The sequence below is a fragment of the Sulfurovum sp. AR genome (assembly GCF_000296775.1).
Classification (GTDB): Bacteria; Campylobacterota; Campylobacteria; order Campylobacterales; family Sulfurovaceae; genus Sulfurovum; species Sulfurovum xiamenensis.
The window spans coordinates 21,358-37,435 of record NZ_AJLE01000003.1 but is presented as its reverse complement, the minus strand read 5'-3'; the positions used below and the strand labels follow the sequence as shown (position 1 = coordinate 37,435).

The 16,078-nt window shown below is 37.8% G+C and carries 22 protein-coding genes; 11 read left to right on the top strand and 11 right to left on the bottom strand.

Going from position 1 to position 16,078, the window contains the following annotated elements; translation table 11 throughout:
• Positions 1 to 36: 36 nt before the first annotated feature.
• The 6 genes from SULAR_RS03450 to SULAR_RS03425 all read left to right on the top strand — a co-directional run bounded on the left by SULAR_RS03450 (position 37) and on the right by SULAR_RS03425 (position 3,749).
• Complete coding sequence (locus tag SULAR_RS03450; RefSeq protein WP_008243010.1) at positions 37 to 231, top strand: hypothetical protein; 195 nt, start codon at positions 37 to 39, stop codon at positions 229 to 231.
• A gap of 4 nt (positions 232 to 235) precedes the next feature.
• Positions 236 to 427, top strand: a complete 192-nt coding sequence (locus SULAR_RS03445) for a hypothetical protein (protein ID WP_038000063.1) — start codon at positions 236 to 238, stop codon at positions 425 to 427.
• 60 nt (positions 428 to 487) lie between these two features.
• Positions 488 to 919 (top strand): DoxX family protein, encoded by a 432-nt coding sequence (locus SULAR_RS03440; RefSeq protein WP_008243005.1) that lies wholly within the window; start codon positions 488 to 490, stop codon positions 917 to 919.
• Positions 920 to 2,650, top strand: coding sequence for an FMN-binding glutamate synthase family protein (locus tag SULAR_RS03435; protein WP_008243003.1), 1,731 nt, complete (start codon positions 920 to 922; stop codon positions 2,648 to 2,650).
• Between the two features lie 100 nt (positions 2,651 to 2,750).
• The gene (locus SULAR_RS03430; RefSeq protein WP_008243001.1) at positions 2,751 to 3,320 is read left to right on the top strand and encodes a DUF2202 domain-containing protein; all 570 of its coding nucleotides are present in this window, start codon (positions 2,751 to 2,753) and stop codon (positions 3,318 to 3,320) included.
• 6 nt (positions 3,321 to 3,326) lie between these two features.
• Entirely contained in the window at positions 3,327 to 3,749 is a 423-nt protein-coding gene (locus tag SULAR_RS03425) for a hypothetical protein (RefSeq protein WP_155993749.1), read from the top strand.
• A 9-nt stretch (positions 3,750 to 3,758) separates the two neighbouring features.
• Here SULAR_RS03425 and SULAR_RS03420 read toward each other — a convergent pair whose 3' ends face one another.
• On the bottom strand, positions 3,759 to 4,925 hold the full coding sequence (locus SULAR_RS03420) for a HAMP domain-containing sensor histidine kinase (RefSeq protein ID WP_008242997.1): 1,167 nt from the start codon (positions 4,923 to 4,925) through the stop codon (positions 3,759 to 3,761).
• Entirely contained in the window at positions 4,925 to 5,599 is a 675-nt protein-coding gene (locus tag SULAR_RS03415) for a response regulator transcription factor (RefSeq protein WP_008242995.1), read from the bottom strand. Before SULAR_RS03415 ends, SULAR_RS03420 begins: the two co-directional genes overlap by 1 nt.
• A gap of 109 nt (positions 5,600 to 5,708) precedes the next feature.
• Between SULAR_RS03415 and SULAR_RS10865 the strand changes: the two genes are divergently transcribed.
• Together SULAR_RS10865 and SULAR_RS03410 are read left to right on the top strand one after the other, a co-directional pair.
• Positions 5,709 to 6,095, top strand: a complete 387-nt coding sequence (locus SULAR_RS10865) for a hypothetical protein (RefSeq protein ID WP_008242993.1) — start codon at positions 5,709 to 5,711, stop codon at positions 6,093 to 6,095.
• Positions 6,096 to 6,178: 83 nt separating this feature from the next.
• Positions 6,179 to 6,442, top strand: a complete 264-nt coding sequence (locus SULAR_RS03410; RefSeq protein WP_008242990.1) for a hypothetical protein — start codon at positions 6,179 to 6,181, stop codon at positions 6,440 to 6,442.
• 97 nt (positions 6,443 to 6,539) lie between these two features.
• Here SULAR_RS03410 and SULAR_RS03405 read toward each other — a convergent pair whose 3' ends face one another.
• A complete protein-coding gene (locus SULAR_RS03405; RefSeq protein ID WP_008242988.1) occupies positions 6,540 to 6,845 on the bottom strand; it encodes a c-type cytochrome in 306 nt (101 codons plus the stop codon).
• Between the two features lie 140 nt (positions 6,846 to 6,985).
• Here SULAR_RS03405 and SULAR_RS03400 point away from each other — a divergent pair, with 140 nt between their 5' ends.
• The 3 genes from SULAR_RS03400 (at position 6,986) to mrtJ (ending at position 10,684) form a co-directional block, all read left to right on the top strand.
• Positions 6,986 to 8,269, top strand: coding sequence for a hypothetical protein (locus SULAR_RS03400; protein WP_008242986.1), 1,284 nt, complete (start codon positions 6,986 to 6,988; stop codon positions 8,267 to 8,269).
• Positions 8,270 to 8,351: 82 nt separating this feature from the next.
• The gene (locus SULAR_RS03395; RefSeq protein WP_008242984.1) at positions 8,352 to 10,247 is read left to right on the top strand and encodes a choice-of-anchor F family protein; all 1,896 of its coding nucleotides are present in this window, start codon (positions 8,352 to 8,354) and stop codon (positions 10,245 to 10,247) included.
• 8 nt (positions 10,248 to 10,255) lie between these two features.
• Positions 10,256 to 10,684, top strand: coding sequence for a JDVT-CTERM system glutamic-type intramembrane protease (gene mrtJ, locus SULAR_RS03390; RefSeq protein WP_008242982.1), 429 nt, complete (start codon positions 10,256 to 10,258; stop codon positions 10,682 to 10,684).
• Between the two features lies 1 nt (position 10,685).
• Here mrtJ and SULAR_RS03385 read toward each other — a convergent pair whose 3' ends face one another.
• The 8 genes from SULAR_RS03385 to SULAR_RS03350 are packed head-to-tail and all read right to left on the bottom strand — an operon-like array spanning position 10,686 to position 16,034.
• Positions 10,686 to 10,946 carry a hypothetical protein gene (locus SULAR_RS03385; protein ID WP_008242980.1) on the bottom strand — a complete coding sequence of 87 codons (261 nt, stop codon included), beginning with the start codon at positions 10,944 to 10,946 and terminating at the stop codon, positions 10,686 to 10,688.
• An 8-nt stretch (positions 10,947 to 10,954) separates the two neighbouring features.
• On the bottom strand, positions 10,955 to 11,344 hold the full coding sequence (gene crcB, locus SULAR_RS03380; protein ID WP_008242978.1) for a fluoride efflux transporter CrcB: 390 nt from the start codon (positions 11,342 to 11,344) through the stop codon (positions 10,955 to 10,957).
• Positions 11,310 to 12,020 (bottom strand): 1-acyl-sn-glycerol-3-phosphate acyltransferase, encoded by a 711-nt coding sequence (locus SULAR_RS03375; protein ID WP_008242975.1) that lies wholly within the window; start codon positions 12,018 to 12,020, stop codon positions 11,310 to 11,312. The genes crcB and SULAR_RS03375 overlap by 35 nt, the downstream gene beginning before the upstream one ends.
• Positions 11,998 to 13,041: a hypothetical protein gene (locus SULAR_RS03370; RefSeq protein ID WP_008242973.1), complete on the bottom strand. Its 1,044-nt coding sequence runs from the start codon at positions 13,039 to 13,041 to the stop codon at positions 11,998 to 12,000. The genes SULAR_RS03375 and SULAR_RS03370 overlap by 23 nt, the downstream gene beginning before the upstream one ends.
• Entirely contained in the window at positions 13,041 to 13,712 is a 672-nt protein-coding gene (gene purQ, locus SULAR_RS03365) for a phosphoribosylformylglycinamidine synthase subunit PurQ (protein WP_008242971.1), read from the bottom strand. Before purQ ends, SULAR_RS03370 begins: the two co-directional genes overlap by 1 nt.
• Before the next feature lies 1 nt (position 13,713).
• Complete coding sequence (gene purS / locus SULAR_RS03360) at positions 13,714 to 13,953, bottom strand: phosphoribosylformylglycinamidine synthase subunit PurS (protein WP_008242969.1); 240 nt, start codon at positions 13,951 to 13,953, stop codon at positions 13,714 to 13,716.
• Positions 13,954 to 13,962: 9 nt separating this feature from the next.
• On the bottom strand, positions 13,963 to 14,676 hold the full coding sequence (purC, locus tag SULAR_RS03355) for a phosphoribosylaminoimidazolesuccinocarboxamide synthase (protein WP_008242967.1): 714 nt from the start codon (positions 14,674 to 14,676) through the stop codon (positions 13,963 to 13,965).
• The gene (locus SULAR_RS03350; protein WP_008242964.1) at positions 14,676 to 16,034 is read right to left on the bottom strand and encodes a S41 family peptidase; all 1,359 of its coding nucleotides are present in this window, start codon (positions 16,032 to 16,034) and stop codon (positions 14,676 to 14,678) included. Before SULAR_RS03350 ends, purC begins: the two co-directional genes overlap by 1 nt.
• Positions 16,035 to 16,078: the final 44 nt, after the last annotated feature.

The following is a 16,078-nucleotide window of genomic DNA, read 5'->3' as shown; positions in this document are numbered from 1 at the left end:
GAGAATGAACTAGAATAAGAACAAAGGAGTTATGAGATGAAAAAGAATATAGTAGAAGTCATAGAGCATGTGCAAAAATCAACTGAAGTATCTGAAGAGAATAAACCATTGATCTTAGAGAAACTCAAAGAGTGGAAAGAAGAGGATGATGCTATTGCAGAGGTCTCTGTACGGTTTGAAAACTGGTGGATGGAGATGGAACCTATCTTTGCTGAACTGGGTTGGATATAAATTGGTGGAAATATATACACAATATACCTATGAAAAAAGATGGCAGAAAACCAGTGAAAAAGATGCACTTCGTATGATAGCAGAAGAGATGCCTGAAACAGATCCGGAGTCTACTTTAAAGTATATCATCTCGCAGATTGAAAAGGGAAAGATCATTACATTGGGTGAGTGCCGATTTAGTTCTAAGCCCATATAATATATTATAGTATATTATATTATTTTATAAATATGTGTTTTAATCTTAAAGGAGGGATCTATGAAAAATTTTATGAGTGAGGTCGCTGTTCTTTTTTCGTATCCTAAAAACCTTATAATATTAGCTATCAGACTGATCCTGTCCTATGGATTTGCTACACCGGCTTTACTTAAGATCAATAATCTGGAAGATACGGTAACATGGTTTGACAGTATGTCTATACCTTTACCCTTTGTATCAACATATCTTGTTTCAAGTATCGAAACCATGGGCATTATCCTTTTATCTTTGGGATTGTTTACACGTTATATTTCTTTATTGTTGTCGTGTGTGATGATAGGTGCGATATTTTTTGTTCATATAGACAATGGATTCTCTGTTGCAGATAATGGATTCGAGATACCACTTTACTATCTGCTCTTTCTACTCTTTCTTGCCTTTTTTGGTGCAGGAAAATATAGTTTAGACAGAGTATTTTTCAAGGATCAGTAGATGACTAAAGAAGACCTGTTCTCATATTTTCCTCTCTTTTCAGCAGACTGGGGAGTATTTATAAAAATTCTACTTTTTTTATTGATACTAGTACTTATCAATATCGCAATTTATGATAGATTTATACAAAGAAAAAATCAACTTCTTATTAATTTCCCTCTTATAGGACGCATGCGATATCTTTTTTATATGCTGCGGAACCCAATGCGTCAATATTTTGGTGATGAGACATTTTATGATTCTTTTGAAAAAATTGATTGGATCAATAAAGTGTCACATGGAGAAAACCCTTATTTGTCTTTTTCTCCTTCAAATCCTTACGGTAATCAAAAATCACTTTTTAGACATGCCAATTTTGTCAATGAACTGCATGAAGTACAAGCTGAATTTTCTGTACGATTTGGTGAAAATAGAAAAATACCCTTTGAGAGTAAAAGTATCATAGGCAGATCAGCTATGAGTGATGGGGCGGTATCACCGGAGGGAACACGCGCTTATGCACGTGGTGCTTTTAATGGACAGTTCCCTATTAATACGGGTGAGGGTGGTTTGACTTCTAACTTCCTTGCCACACTCAACCTCAAGGATTGTGAAAGTTCTTATCTTGAGATGAAAGAGGGCACATGGTTCGCTAAGTCTATCTATAGAATAATGAGATTCTTTACCAACAGAGAAGTGTCTCAACGCCTTTATAGACGTATGGTCGTACGACAAATAGATAGAGGGTCTTTTATATTTGATAGAACCAGATTGGTCTATTTTCGTATTAATTGGCATAGTCCCTTAGAGTCATTTCCCGAATCCATATCAGAAGGTATACCGGATATTACGTTCCAGATGGGAAGCGGCCTGTACGGTGTAAGAGATGAGGAGGGGAATTTCAGTGATGACCTTTACCAAAAAGTGATGCGTTTCTGTCGTATGACCGAAGTAAAACTGGCACAGGGGGCAAAACAGACAGGAGGTAAGCTTCTTGCAACAAAGGTCAGTGATGATATCGCATACTATAGAGGCGTTCCTGCACACAAAGACCTGGTAAGCCCTAACCGTTTTCCTTATGCTACCGATATGGAGACATTTTTTGACTTTATTGAACGTTTACAGAAACTATCAGGTAAACCGGTAGGTTTTAAGATCGTTATCTCATCACGAGAGAATTTTGAGACCTATGCGAAAGCGCTGAAAAAAAGAGTCTCAGAGGGGAAAGATATTGCTGATTTCATTACCATAGATGGTGGGGATGGTGGTTCTGCAACTGCACCCTTGGAGATGATGAGTAAAATAGGTCTACCGATACGTGAAGCACTCCTTATAGTCAATCAAGTGCTCAACGAGTATGAACTCAGAGAGCATATTAAGATCATAGCGAGTGAGAAGGTACTGACACCTGATGATGTCGTTGATCTGCTTTGTCATGGTGCTGATTTTATCAATATTGCCAGAGGTTTTATGATCGCAGCAGGTTGTATACGTGCGAGAGAGTGTAGTGGTGCAAACGGTAGAGACTGTCCTGTCGGGCTTAATACCATGAATGAAGCCAAAAGAAGTAAATATCTTGTCATTGAAAAATCAAAGCACATCGCATTCTATCATCATCAACTCCTTCATGGTGTACGTACACTGCTTGCCGTAATGGGTAAGAGACACATCGATGAGCTCAGTATGGATGATGTTATACTGCGTTCTATCAAAAAAGAGACGAATCAACCCTACTGTTCAACTAAAGTATAAATACTTCCTCTTTATAAAGTGTGATATCTTGTTTCACACTTTCTTCATACTTCTATTTTATACTGCTTTCGTAATTAATACATATTCTAAAAGGATTAACATGAATAAGAATACTATTAAAGATAGAAGAAGTTTTTTAACTAAAATGTTGGTTGCAGGTGCAAGTGGTGTAACATTGCTTTCATCTTCAGCTTATGCAAAAAAAGAGACTACGGATACTACTGTGGTATTGACTGAAGATCAAAAAGATATGCTCTTCTATATATACCAGGAAGAAAAGGTAGCCAGAGATGTATATATTACTTTAGGTAATATCTATACAGATGAAAATACTTTTGCATCGATTCAGGTATCAGAACAGAGACATATGGATTCGGCAAGAGAACTTTGTGAAAAATACGGTGTGGATACTTCAGGTGTAGATGAAGATGCAGTAGGAAGCTTTGTATTGCCTGTACTTCAAGAACTCTATGATACCTGTGTGGGTGAAGGTGAAGAATCACTTCTTGATGCACTCAAAATAGGCGAATTGATCGAATATACTGACATAGAAGATCTGGAACATGCGGCTGAAGGTATGCCAGAAGATGTAGTCTCTGTATTTGAAAGCCTTAAAGAAGGTAGTTTAAGTCACCTTGATGCATTTCAGGCAGCGATTGAAAGAGTATAATCAATGATGTTAAAAAACAGTAGCAAGACGTACTCACTGTTAGAGCCTAAAGATATACTCAGTGTTTACTATACATCATTATATAGTGGTGATCTCTCAACGGTCAAAGAGTTGATGACACCAGAGTCATATATGATGACTCTGGAAACGTTTGGTTTAAGATTATCATTGAGAGACCCAGAGTTCAAGTCACATTTAAAAGTGATAGGAAAAGATGCAGATGCATTGAGTGAAGTCGAACATAAACTCTCTTATGATCTTATTTCCAGAAAAAAGTCGCCTGTGATCGAAATGAAGTCTGTATCATGGAACGGTGAAGAACGACAGACCATTAACTATACAGAAGATGGTAAAATAAAGAAACTCTATTTTTCAAAAGAGAAAGATGGCTGGAAGATCAACTACTATGCCGGACGTAAAGTCGCGTAAATACACATCTTATTTATTAAATTTTTGTTCTGGCCATACCAGTCTAAATGTACTTCCTTTTTTAGGCTCTGACTCCAGTTCGATCTTTATATGATACTCTTTACAGATCTGATTCACTATATCCAATCCCACACCAAATCCGCCATGTAAACTGTTCGTGGATTTAAAACGATCAAAGATACTTTTTTGATCTTCTTTTGAAATACCGATGCCATTATCTTTTACAGAAAAATAGTTCTCAGTCAAACTTACTTCGATCTCACCGTTTTTTTTAGAGAACTTTATCGCATTTGAGAGAAGGTTGTCTATAAGCAAGATAAGTTTTCGTTGATCCATATAGATCGTCTTGGGTTGTAATGCAGTGCTGACCTTTAGCCCTTTAAACTGTATGAGTGTATCCATATACTTGATTCTTTCAAGGATCACCTCTTTGACATCTATTGGTGTGTCTTCATACTCTATATAGTCATGGAAAGAAGCAAAAGAGAGGTCTCGGTAAAGACTGGAGAGGGTTTTGGTTGCGATATCTATACGATCAAGTGAGCGAATCTGTTTTGCATCGAGATTGTGTTTGTCCATATGTTCATAGCTCATGAGTATCGTACTGATGGGAGTATTCATCTCATGGGTGGCATCTTTCATGAATTTGGTGAGAGAGGCGATGGATCTTTTGATGGGAGATAACATGATCTTGGCCAAGAGAAGTGCGACAAAAAGTATAAAAATAAATCCATAAAAAGCTATGAGAGTGATCTCTTCAAGGATCTCATTTAACTGTTGTATATCAAGAGGTTTCTTGATCACTATGTATTTAACATCAAGATACTCTTTGTAGAGTGTCTCTACAAGATAGTATTCGTCATCATCGGCATAGAAGAGTTTGGAAAAATCAATATCATCCATGAATGTGGAAGCTAGGAGTTCTCTTTTGTTATCATAGAGTGCGATGTCATACCCTTCTTCATAAAAAGTGAATTGCTCACTTTTGTTCATATGGTAGTATTCCAACTGTGCATTGATACTTCTCGCTTTGTATCGCATTTCCAAATGCATCTTCTCGATCAAAGCATTCTTACGGTCTATATAATTAAGATACCCCACCCATGTGGCTAAAATACTGAGTGACCCCAGGTAGACAACCATGAAAATAATGACACTTTTGGTACTAGCCTTCATCAGTCTGAAGTTTCCATTTCAAACCTGTAACCAAGACCTCTAAGGTTCTGTATCATATCTTTGGTCAGGTGTTTTCTAAGATTTTTTATATGTGCCCTTAGAGATTCAGCTGAGGCTGTTTCATCATAGTCCCAGAGTACATCATACAGACTTTCAAATGTGACGACCTCATTGGGATGTTTCAAAAAGTGTTTAAGCAGTTTAAGTTCTTTTTGTGGCAGAGAAACACTCTCTCCACCTGTATGGAGTAATTCCGTATCTATATCAAAAGTGATATCTTTATCTATCTGTATCATGTTAGAACGTTTTTGTGCAAAAGAACGCTTCTGGATGTTTTTAATACGTAAAAGAAGTTCGGCAAGTTCGAAAGGTTTTTTGAGGTAATCATCTGCACCGCTTTCAAAGCCTTGTGATACATCCTCTATGTCATTGAGAGATGTGACAAATATCGTAGGGGTGGCATCACCATTGTCTCGCAGTGTTTTCAATAGATCAAAACCTTTGATCGCAGGCACATTGACATCGAAGATATAGAGGTCATACTGTGTCTCATAGGCTCTATTCAGTGCTTCTTCCCCATCATAGACAAGGTCTAGATCAAAATCATTGTCTTCAAGATACTCTGACATGATATCGGCCAAACCTATATCATCTTCCAATAATAAAATTTTCATCGGCACTCCTGATATTTACTATGATTATAACATACTCAGGAAAAGAGTTTTTCATACTTCTTTCATACTTTTTTACTATAATAAACAAAAATTGAGTAAGGTGCTAATGATGAAATGTAAATATATACTTCCTACACTTTGTATATTTGGCGCCATGTCACTTCATGCAGAGGAGAAAGGATTAGGGAATATCCTTCAACAGGCAGGTCAGAAGAAAGCACTGACCAAACCTGAGCCTCAAAAGAAACCTTCTAAAAAGAAGAAACGTTTTGTATTTAAAGATGAATATAAATCAAATGGTATAGGATCTGGAAATGAAGCTGCGGCCGAAAAAAAATCAGAAAGTTATGACTATGACAACAGATCAAGATTTAAATTCAAATTCAATGATGGTTCGGCACAGGGTAACTTCATGAGTGGATATGGTGGTAATTCAGGCATGGGAGGATCCATGGGTGGTGGATCAGGTAGCGGTGGCGGAGGAGGTCGAAGATAGACCTCTTTTACTTCATAGACGCTTCACACTCTTATCCTATACTTTGAATGTAACACATAATATTTACATTTAAAGGATCTACTATGAAAAAAACTTTATTAACATTGGGTGCTGTAGCACTTTTAGCCACACCTTCTTTAGTTGCTGCAGAGGACAGTTTACAGCAACATCTTAGAATGGAACAAAAACTTCAACAACAGTATCAAAAAAGACTCAAAGACGGTAGTGGTGAAAAAAACCAATATAAATATCAATATCAAAACCAGTATGAGTATAAAGGTACAAATTCAAATAGATCGAATATGGGCTCGATGGGTGGACAAAGAGGTGGTGGCGGTCGTCACTAAAAAAGGGCTATTTAAATAGCACCTAGCACCTCTTCTATAGATAATATTTGACGGGTATCTGTGACTCACAGGATACCCTTACTCCTTCACATACTTCTTATTTTAGGCCATGAATATAGGTAGCAACTTCATGAAGCTCTTCTTTAGTGTGATTTTTCATAAAAGTTTCTTTTATACTTTTAACAAAGGGCAGTGCCTTTCTTTCGCCTGACGCATAGCTGATGAGTGCTTTTTCTATCTCTTCGACTGGCATCTCTTTGATCGCTTTAGAAGTTCCCATTGCCTTCATATCTCCATTCACACCGTGGCAGCTAGCACATTTTTGTACATAAATTGTATGAGTGGGTGATGCAGAAAGAAAGCTTACTGCAAAAAGTGATACTCCTATTTTTATGAACGACATACTATTCCCCTTTCAACTAATTTGGCTTTATTATATACATATATCGTTTGAATTAAGGTTATCTATCTTGTTTATTGAGAATCATTTATGCTAGAATTAAATAAATAGTATAAGACTATTTTTAAAGGAAGGGAGTAAAAATGAAGAAAATGAATAAACAGAGTTTGGTAGCAGTCGGGCTACTTGGATTCATCAGTTTGACAACTGAAGTAATGGCTATGCCTATGTTTGCTACACAGACAGGTATGGACTGTACGGCATGTCATATACAACACATAGAAAGACTCAATAAATTTGGTAGAAAGTTTTTGGCTTCAGGTATGACCATGAGCCAGAAGTTCACAGATGCAAACAGTAGCGGTTCGGATATCAATCCATCTGTGATGTTCAAGTCTATTTACGAAAAGACAGATAATAAACCGAGTGAATCTGGAGTGGTCAAAGCTACTACGGTAACCAATGACGGTATTTTATCTGTACCTAGAACAGCTGCATTGTTTGTGGGGGGAAGGGTGACAAATAATTTTGGAGCTCTTGTCAACCTCTCTTACAAATCTCAGAATGATAATTCCATTTCAGGTAAAATGGTTTATGCACAAGAGATAGAAGATGGATACATGGGATTAGCAGCGTACTCTACAGCTGATTTTGGTCCATTCTCCGGTATGGAGATCTATAATTCAGGTCTTTATAAACCGTTTAGAACGTTTGACATAAGAAGACTCTCCAATGCACTACAGGCAACAGAGATTGGCACAGGTGCTGCAACAGGACTACAAGCCTACTTTGATAAGGACGGTGCACTGGCAGATGGTGATCATGTGTTTGCAACCGTGGGTATGTATGCTCAGGGGCAAGATAATAACCAAATGGATCTTACAAGTAATATGATTCCTTTTGCTAGAATCGCATATGAATACCCTCTAGGTAGTTATAATGTTATCTTAGGTGGATTTATTATTAAAGGTGGGGAGACTGTATCTAGTACGAGTTCTCTCAGCATAGAGCGTGAGACCTATGGAATGGACTTCATGGTAGAGGGTTACATCGGTGATAAAAGTGCTACTTTAACGATGAGTAAAGTCTTTAAAAATGAAGTGACCTATACAGGTATAGGTGCTGGTAGCTCTAAAGATCTAGATAATATTGATAATGAAGCATTCTCTGTAGGAGGTGAAGTCAATCTTGCTCCAGGTTTTGGTGTGAAACTTGCGTACCTTACAATGAATGATCTTTATGCTTATTCTAATACAAAACACATCAATGTAAAAGATTTGGATAATGCCATCACCGTTGGAATGGACTATTCGTTCAAGTACTACCTACCTATGAAGCTGACGGTAGAGCATAGCTGGGCAAAACCGTCAAGATCAGATATAGAAGACTATAGAGATTTCCTCATTAGTTTCAATATGCTGTTTTAAGAAAATAAATATAATTTAACATTGAGTTAACATTTATTGAGTACAATAGAATGTATAGTAAAAATATCGGGGAGATAAAATCATGAAAAAAAACTATAAAAATAAAATTTTAGGTATGAGTGTAGCGGCAGCGATGCTGCTTGGGTCAAGTGTATATGCAGGTAAAATCATCGGTGCAACACCAGGTGATACTGTTTTTGATAGTACACAATTTGGTTATGGTGGATGGAGCTTGGATAATGTTGTAGTCAATATAACTAGTGATAGTGATTTTAGTGATATTATTTATGGAGACATTTTACAGGCGAGTGCAGTATATCCAGAGATGGACGATACTATGAGTTTTGAATCTATAATTAGCACAGGTGGTGAAGTAAGGGGAAAATTGCATGGTAAAGATTGGCCTGTAGGTGAACCTGCAGGAATAAAAGTCATTAATGATGACACTGGAACAAAACATGGTAAACCATCAAATTGTATCATGACGACTTCTTATTTGGATGAGTATAATACGGGAACAGGTGAGAGTGGATATTTGGATACAACTGCTGACGCAGGCCCTGTTCCTACTATCTGTTCAAGTGGGTTTCAAACCCATAAACGTTTTAAAATAAACCTCCAGCCAACTACTGTGAACAAAGATCTGCTAGGAAAGTATATAGCAGGATATGGTAACCCAGTTGATATAGTATTTAAACTTGATCCTAACGATCCTGATGCTGAAAATGTAGTTCGATACCAAGTTTTTTCAAAGATTAATAACTATACAGGTGCGCGTCTAGCAGGATATAAAGTTGAAGTATTAAAGTATGGACTTCTAGGTGTTCCTACTACGGATCCGAATCTAACACTTTCATTAGGTATCGGTGAAGGTGATATAGCATCAAGAGATTATAATATTTTTCTCCCTGATGAGTTTGCAAACTTTGCACATGGTTTATGGGGGCCAATAGAAGAGGGTCATTTTGATGAGATAGGATTCTTTGATATTGATAGAGCTTATTATCCATCTACTTTGGGTGAAGGTAACTATAGTATATATAATACAGCTCCATTAGCTGGTGATACAGGTAGTGTACCTGGAGGAAATTACCCTCAACTCTTTGGTGACTGGATACATTCTGAGTGGGCACCATATGGTATCTTCTATGATGATGACAATGATCCTAGCACAGATGCTGATTTAATGGCATTCTGGGGTGTACCTCCTGGAACAAATTTACCTGTAGATTGGTATAAAGGTATGGCTGACAATTGGGCACCAGTGGATGATGTGGACCTTCAACAGTGGGCACTTAATCCTTTATATAGCGTAGGAAAAATTGAAGACGTATTGAATCTTGGGCTAAATTATATTATAAATGTTGGGGCAAAGAGTGCTATAGGTGATACATTTATCTTACGTATTACACCGTATGTAGATAGTAATCAAACAGCACCTATACACACAACTGTGCCACCTGCATTACCTGTATTCAGTTCGGAAGGAAATATTACAATTGTACCTGAACCAACGTTTACTGCAGGTACAACATTAAGAGTGGCTGTTGCCGATACTGATCTTAATACGGATCCAACGAAAGAAGAAAACTTAACTGTTGTTGTAAAAAGTAGTTTAGGTGGAGAAGAAAGTGTTCTATTGATAGAAAGAGATGCAAACAGTTCATTATTTATAGGATCATTAGAAACAGAAACTGTGGCTATAGATAATAATGGTATCCTGGCAGTGCAAGATGGTACAGTTGTAACTGCGTATTATACCGATGTAAGATACGGTGCTGATGGTGTCGAGCAAAACTTGACAGCAGAGACAACGGCAGAGATAACCCCAGTCACACCACCTGCAGATGTTATAAACCCAAGCAGTGGTGGTGGAGGTTGTACATACAACCCTGACAGCAAGAACTTTGACATGATGTTCCTAGTGATGATGGCTCTGGGATTACTCTATCCTTTCAGAAGAAGATTTATTAAATAGTCTTCTTTGTGAATAAAATACATATTCATTTAGGAGCGGCTGTCCTGGCTGCTCCTCTGTTTATCCTTCTTTATAACACTCTATTTCAACATCAAATATTTGATATTGATCTACTAGACTTCGATACTCGATCTCTATTTTTTCTGATCATTATTTATCCGGTAGTGGAGGAGTTGGCTTTTCGTGGAGTGATCCAGGAGTTCATTGCTTCAAAGACGAAACAGTATCCATCTCTTTTTTACATATCAGTTGCTAACTTCATAACATCTCTACTATTTGTTGCGATGCATTTCGTACATCATACACCGTTATGGGCAATGCTTGTTTTTGTACCTTCTTTGGTCTTCGGGTATTTTAAAGAGCAGTATGGACACATTGGGGCTAGTATCTTTCTTCACATGTTCTATAATGCGTGCTCTTTATTTTTGATATTGTAGGCTAGATGCACATAGCCTGTTTGATCTTCTCTTGATTAAGTTTCTTAATGAGCTTTGTTGAGAGTTCACCGTAACGTTCTTCATCAAGATTGAGATCAGCTTGTATCTCTGATTGTGGCACTTCATCTGCCCATGATCTTAAGAGTTTGAACTCTTTTTTAGTCAGTTTGACCTTGAGTACTTCTAACAGCTCTTCTGGCTCTTTAAGCGGGTATACAAGCTTTTTAATGTGTTTTTCTATCTCTTCGTTTAGTGTTGACAATGTTTTTCCTATTTTGAAATTTGTAGTATGAGAAGGTATCCTATACCTGCAAGCAGTATGGTACCAAAAAGGTTAAGAGCGATGTTGGCAAAGGCATGCAGATAATGACCGGCTTCAAGTAAGAAGAAGCTCTCTATAGCAAAGGTAGAGTATGTGGTCAGTGCACCGAGTATCCCTGTCACCAAAAAGGTTTTAACATGGGGAGTGAGTGAAGTGTTTAGATGGAAGTAAGCAAAAAGCATACCTATGATCAGACTTCCTATAAAATTGACTGCCAATGTCCCTAAGGGAAGTGCATGTACAAAATGCTTATTGACCGCTCCGTTGATCAGAAGTCTCAGTGTTGCCCCTATGGCACCACCGCTAGCGACTGCAATGATTGTTGCTAAACTCGTCATCTATAACCTTTTGCATATTTTCTCTCAGTGTATCAAACCACTCTTTGTCATTACTATCTACATTGAAACTAGGTAAAAAAGTATATTTTACAGTCCCACTGTGTGCTGTTCGGATATGTTCATTTAAGACCCATTTACTGCCTGTGATAACGATGGGTTGTATACGCAGTCCCAGCTTCTCTGCTATGATCTTTGTTCCCGGTTTAAAAGGAAGTAGGGGTTGTGTATTTGTTCTTGTTCCTTCTGGGAATATCGCTACAGGACGATGTAATACTTCCTTAGACTCTTTTACATCTTTGATGAGTTTTATGAGTCCTGCTTTGTTTTGGCGATCCAGTGAGATCATCTCTCCATGACGTAAAAGATTACCGAACCATGGTGTTTCAAAAAGCTCTTTCTTCGCAACCCAGCGTAAATGGTTGTTCTGTAAAGCTTCAAGGCCGATGATATCGACGATCCCCTGGTGGTTCATGACATACATATCTGCAGTAGTATCCATCGTACCTTCCTGGGCCAATCTACCACCCATCATAAAAAGCGTCAAACGGTTGATGTGATGCACAATGGTACTTTTATACTTGCCAAAGAGCATCAGAGCAGGTATCATAAAAACAGCGGTATTAAATGAGATGACAAATGCACCCCAGTAAAACCTAATTGTCGCAAAGATCTTCATTTTTGACCCATCCGATGATACCTTCTTTGTATTCCACTTTTTTAAAGCCTTCGCGTTCACTCAACAGCATCGTGTCAAGTTTCTGGTCTATCTTCGTACTGACAGTACTGGTCTGTGTAGGTAAAATATAAATCGGGGCACCCTGTTTTACACATATTTTTTTATGGGGAATATAAAACGTCAAAAGGGTGATAAGAGAAACAACACCAAAGACCAGATAGAAGAAATCTCTTCTAAATAAGAACATAATGAAAAAGAAACCGACCAAAAACATAAATGTATACTTTTTCAGCTTTTCAAAACTGTCTTCTTTAGGATTGAGATCAGACTGTGTCGTGACTGAAGCATCGATCACTTCCACAGGCACTTCTAAAAACTCATACTGTTTTTTGATCGTGTTGAAATAAGTGAATTTAAGCACTTTTTCTTCTACAGGAAGTACTACATAAAATTCTGCTTCAACCTTTGCAAAATCACGCTTGATATTTTCTATACCGGACTCTTGCACTTTATCCAGCCTCATATCTTCAAGATTGGCTTCAAAGGCTTCTATGGAGAGGGTGACTATATGACTCTTCTCATCATAGTTCGAGACTTGTGAATTTTTGATCTTCATATCTGCAGCTAGTACCTGAGAGAAGTCTTCACGTTGTTCAAGAGATTGTATATAGACTGTATTAGGTGGAAGTGATTCTTCTCCACTCTCAGAGGATATAAACAGTCTAGGAATACGTATGTCATCATTTGAAGCTTTAAAATAGAAGGAATAGAAGCTGTCAGGACCATTCTGAATACTGAGTGGTTTTTCAAAAAGAGGCTGTATTTCACTTGATCTGTCAAAAGTAAATTGAGGTTTACTTTCAGTATCTTTACCAGGAGCGATGATCGTTACTGCGAAGAGTTGATTATTATATACCTTTTTGGGCATATAACTGTATTTAAATTCGTTCTGTGCACTTAGCAGGGTAGTATAGGCTACTATGAGGGCTATAAAGAGCCATACAGAACGTAAGTGTTGCATTATGCTTCAAAACCTTGAAGCATACGTACACCATCCTCACTTCCGAGTATAGCTTCTAAAGCACGTTCAGGGTGAGGCATAAGACCAAATACATTCTTGGCTTCATTACATACACCTGCAATGGATGTTACAGAACCATTGACCACTACTGGATTACCGTTCTCATCTGAGTAACGAAGAAGGATCTGTCCATTTGCTTCAAGCTTTTTGAACCCATCCTCATCGATATAATAGTTACCATCAGCATGAGCGATAGGAATGTTCAATACTTCACCTTTCTCACATTTGTTTAAAAATGCATTGTCATTGTTAATGACACAAAGTGTTTGGTGTTTAGAGATGAAGTGAAGATTGTTATTACGTTTTAATGCACCAGGAAGAAGTCCTGCTTCTGTAAGGATCTGGAAACCATTACAGATACCAAGTACTTTTCCTCCTGCATCTGCATACGCTGACACTGCTTTCATGACCGGTGAAAATCTGGCAATAGACCCTGAACGTAGATAGTCACCATAAGAGAATCCACCAGGTACAACCACAAGATCGATATCTTCTGGAAGTTCTTTACTTTCATGCCATACAAGCTCTGTAGTATGTCCTAACTTTTCAAAAGCATACTGTGTATCAAACTCGCAGTTTGTTCCGGGAAATCTTAATACTGCTACTTTCATATTAGTTTATCTCTATTGTATAGTCTTCAATAACAGTATTAGCAAGAAGTGTCTCACACATCTCTTTTACTTCAGCTTCAGCTGTCGCTCTATCTTCAGTCTCAAGGTTAATGATGATCTGTTTACCGATACGTACATCATTTACTCCGGCAAAACCTAAAGAGTCAAGCGCATGATGTGCTGCTTTACCTTGTGGATCTAAAACACCCTCTTTTAAAAATACGTTTACTACTGCTGTCATTACTATTCCTTATCTGTTTTTTATTCTGTCTAATACTTGTTTGTAGGCTTCAGTGAGTCCGCCCAAACCTTGTCTAAATCTGTCTTTGTCGAGCTTTTCATCTGTTTTGGCATCCCATAGTCTAAAGTTGTCCGGACTTAGCTCATCGATAAGGATGATATTGCCATCTTTATCTCTACCAAATTCGATCTTGAAGTCTACAACTTTAATGTCAAGACCGGCGTAAAAATCTACGAGCAGGGTATTGATCCTTCTTGCCATGAAACGAATGTAATCAAGTTCAGATGCATCATTGACCAAATTTAAAATAAGACAGTGTTGGTCATTTAATTTTGGATCTCCAAGTGCATCATTCTTATAGTCAAATTCCACCAGTGTGAAAGGAAGTACTGTTTTGTCTTTAATGCCAAGGTTTTTACTAAGACTACCTGTAGCAATATTTCTTACGATCACTTCGATCTTGATCACTTCTGCAGCCTTATGCAGCATGTTATTCTCATCAATGGTATCTACATAGTGGGTAGGGATACCTTTTTCATCCAGATATTTGAAGAGTTCTGTCGATATTTGGTTGTTAAGGGCACCTTTGCCTTCTTCTGATGATTTTTTTTCACCATTAAATGCAGTCAGGCTGTCTTTAAATTCGGAAATAAGAAGATTTTCATCCTCTGTTTTCCAGATTTTCTTTGCCTTACCTTCATACAAAAGTTCAGTCTTTGGCATTATATTTTTCCTTTATTTGTGATGATCAAAGCTTTCAAGATGTCTACAGCACTTTTGAGTTGTAGATCTTTATAGATCTGTTCTTCAGTGATGATCGTATCATCTGTCTTGGTTGCATTGTTGTCTGTATTTGCCTTGGTTGTCGATGATGTGTTATTGTTAATCTCTATCTTCTCGAGTTCACTCTGTAAGTGTTTTTTGAGATCTTTTTCCTTAAGCATGACAGAGTCTTCAATAAAATCTATTTTTCCAAGAGGTACAGAAATGTCTGGTGTAACACCCACAGCTTGTATGGTACGTCCACTTGGAAGGTAGTAACGTGCAACTGTAAGCTTTAATGCTTCATCCGCACCTACAGGCATTACAACTTGTACAGACCCCTTTCCAAATGTTTTTTCTCCAACAAGCACAGAACGATCTAGATCCTGAAGCGCCCCAGATACGATCTCAGAAGCAGATGCGGAGCCTCCATTGATGAGTATGACCAGAGGTGTATCTTTGTCTGTATCTTTCTTGGTCGCTCTATACTCGATATTTTCGCTGGCCACTTTTCCTTTTTGGCTGACGATCACACCCTCATCAACAAAAAGGTCTGTAAGTCCGACAGCCTGGTCAAGGAGTCCACCAGGATTATTTCTTAGATCCAGGATGATACCCTTGGTATTTTTATGCTCTTTGATAGCGTCTTTTACACCTTGTACTACTTTTTGGTCAAAAGAAGTAACATGGATATAGAGTAGATCATTTTCTATGGTCTTTGCATAGACAGACTGAATTTTAATGATATCTCTAGTGATCTTCACTTCAAGAGGTTTCGCTTCCCCTTTACGGATGATCGTTAAGATCAAAGAGGTTTTAGGCTTCCCTCTCATCAATTTTACCGACTCATCGATACTCATGCCGATAGTGGCTGTGTCATTGATCTTTAAAATGATATCACCGGCTTTGATTCCCGCTTTATCTGCAGGTGTGTCACTGATAGGGGCAATAACGGTCAGTGCACCGTCTTTCATACCTATGGAGATCCCTAAACCTCCAAATTCACCTTTCGTCTGGACAGAGAGGTCTTTAAACTCTTTAGTGTCCATAAAAGAAGAGTGAGAGTCGAGATTGGCCATAAGTCCTTTTAGTGCTTTATCTACGAGGTCTGTGGTATTGATATCATCCACATATTGGCTCTCGATCACATTAAGAATTTGTGTAAATTTGATGTAGGCTTCCAGCTTTTCCTTGGCGGTAGAAGGTGCATAGGTTTTTGCAGCAGTATCTTTGGCTTGGGCGAAAGATCCGAACATGTATGCGACAGTCAAAGTGCTTACAAGTCCCGCAACAATAACTTTTTTGCTTTTCTTAATCATTAAGGTGGTGTCTCCCTATGAGAATTGGTTTATAATTTTATTTA

Coding starts and splice junctions, on each gene's coding strand:
- SULAR_RS03375 (WP_008242975.1), bottom strand. CDS start 12,020: ATGAAGATCTTTGCGACAATTAGGTTTTACTGGGGTGCATTTGTCATC.
- SULAR_RS03450 (WP_008243010.1), top strand. CDS start 37: ATGAAAAAGAATATAGTAGAAGTCATAGAGCATGTGCAAAAATCAACT.
- SULAR_RS03405 (WP_008242988.1), bottom strand. CDS start 6,845: ATGTCGTTCATAAAAATAGGAGTATCACTTTTTGCAGTAAGCTTTCTT.
- SULAR_RS03440 (WP_008243005.1), top strand. CDS start 488: ATGAAAAATTTTATGAGTGAGGTCGCTGTTCTTTTTTCGTATCCTAAA.
- SULAR_RS03410 (WP_008242990.1), top strand. CDS start 6,179: ATGAAAAAAACTTTATTAACATTGGGTGCTGTAGCACTTTTAGCCACA.
- SULAR_RS03370 (WP_008242973.1), bottom strand. CDS start 13,041: ATGCAACACTTACGTTCTGTATGGCTCTTTATAGCCCTCATAGTAGCC.
- SULAR_RS10865 (WP_008242993.1), top strand. CDS start 5,709: ATGAAATGTAAATATATACTTCCTACACTTTGTATATTTGGCGCCATG.
- purC (WP_008242967.1), bottom strand. CDS start 14,676: ATGCCAAAGACTGAACTTTTGTATGAAGGTAAGGCAAAGAAAATCTGG.
- SULAR_RS03425 (WP_155993749.1), top strand. CDS start 3,327: ATGTTAAAAAACAGTAGCAAGACGTACTCACTGTTAGAGCCTAAAGAT.
- purS (WP_008242969.1), bottom strand. CDS start 13,953: ATGACAGCAGTAGTAAACGTATTTTTAAAAGAGGGTGTTTTAGATCCA.
- SULAR_RS03430 (WP_008243001.1), top strand. CDS start 2,751: ATGAATAAGAATACTATTAAAGATAGAAGAAGTTTTTTAACTAAAATG.
- SULAR_RS03395 (WP_008242984.1), top strand. CDS start 8,352: ATGAAAAAAAACTATAAAAATAAAATTTTAGGTATGAGTGTAGCGGCA.
- SULAR_RS03400 (WP_008242986.1), top strand. CDS start 6,986: ATGAAGAAAATGAATAAACAGAGTTTGGTAGCAGTCGGGCTACTTGGA.
- SULAR_RS03350 (WP_008242964.1), bottom strand. CDS start 16,034: ATGATTAAGAAAAGCAAAAAAGTTATTGTTGCGGGACTTGTAAGCACT.
- crcB (WP_008242978.1), bottom strand. CDS start 11,344: ATGACGAGTTTAGCAACAATCATTGCAGTCGCTAGCGGTGGTGCCATA.
- SULAR_RS03420 (WP_008242997.1), bottom strand. CDS start 4,925: ATGAAGGCTAGTACCAAAAGTGTCATTATTTTCATGGTTGTCTACCTG.
- purQ (WP_008242971.1), bottom strand. CDS start 13,712: ATGAAAGTAGCAGTATTAAGATTTCCCGGAACAAACTGCGAGTTTGAT.
- SULAR_RS03435 (WP_008243003.1), top strand. CDS start 920: ATGACTAAAGAAGACCTGTTCTCATATTTTCCTCTCTTTTCAGCAGAC.
- SULAR_RS03415 (WP_008242995.1), bottom strand. CDS start 5,599: ATGAAAATTTTATTATTGGAAGATGATATAGGTTTGGCCGATATCATG.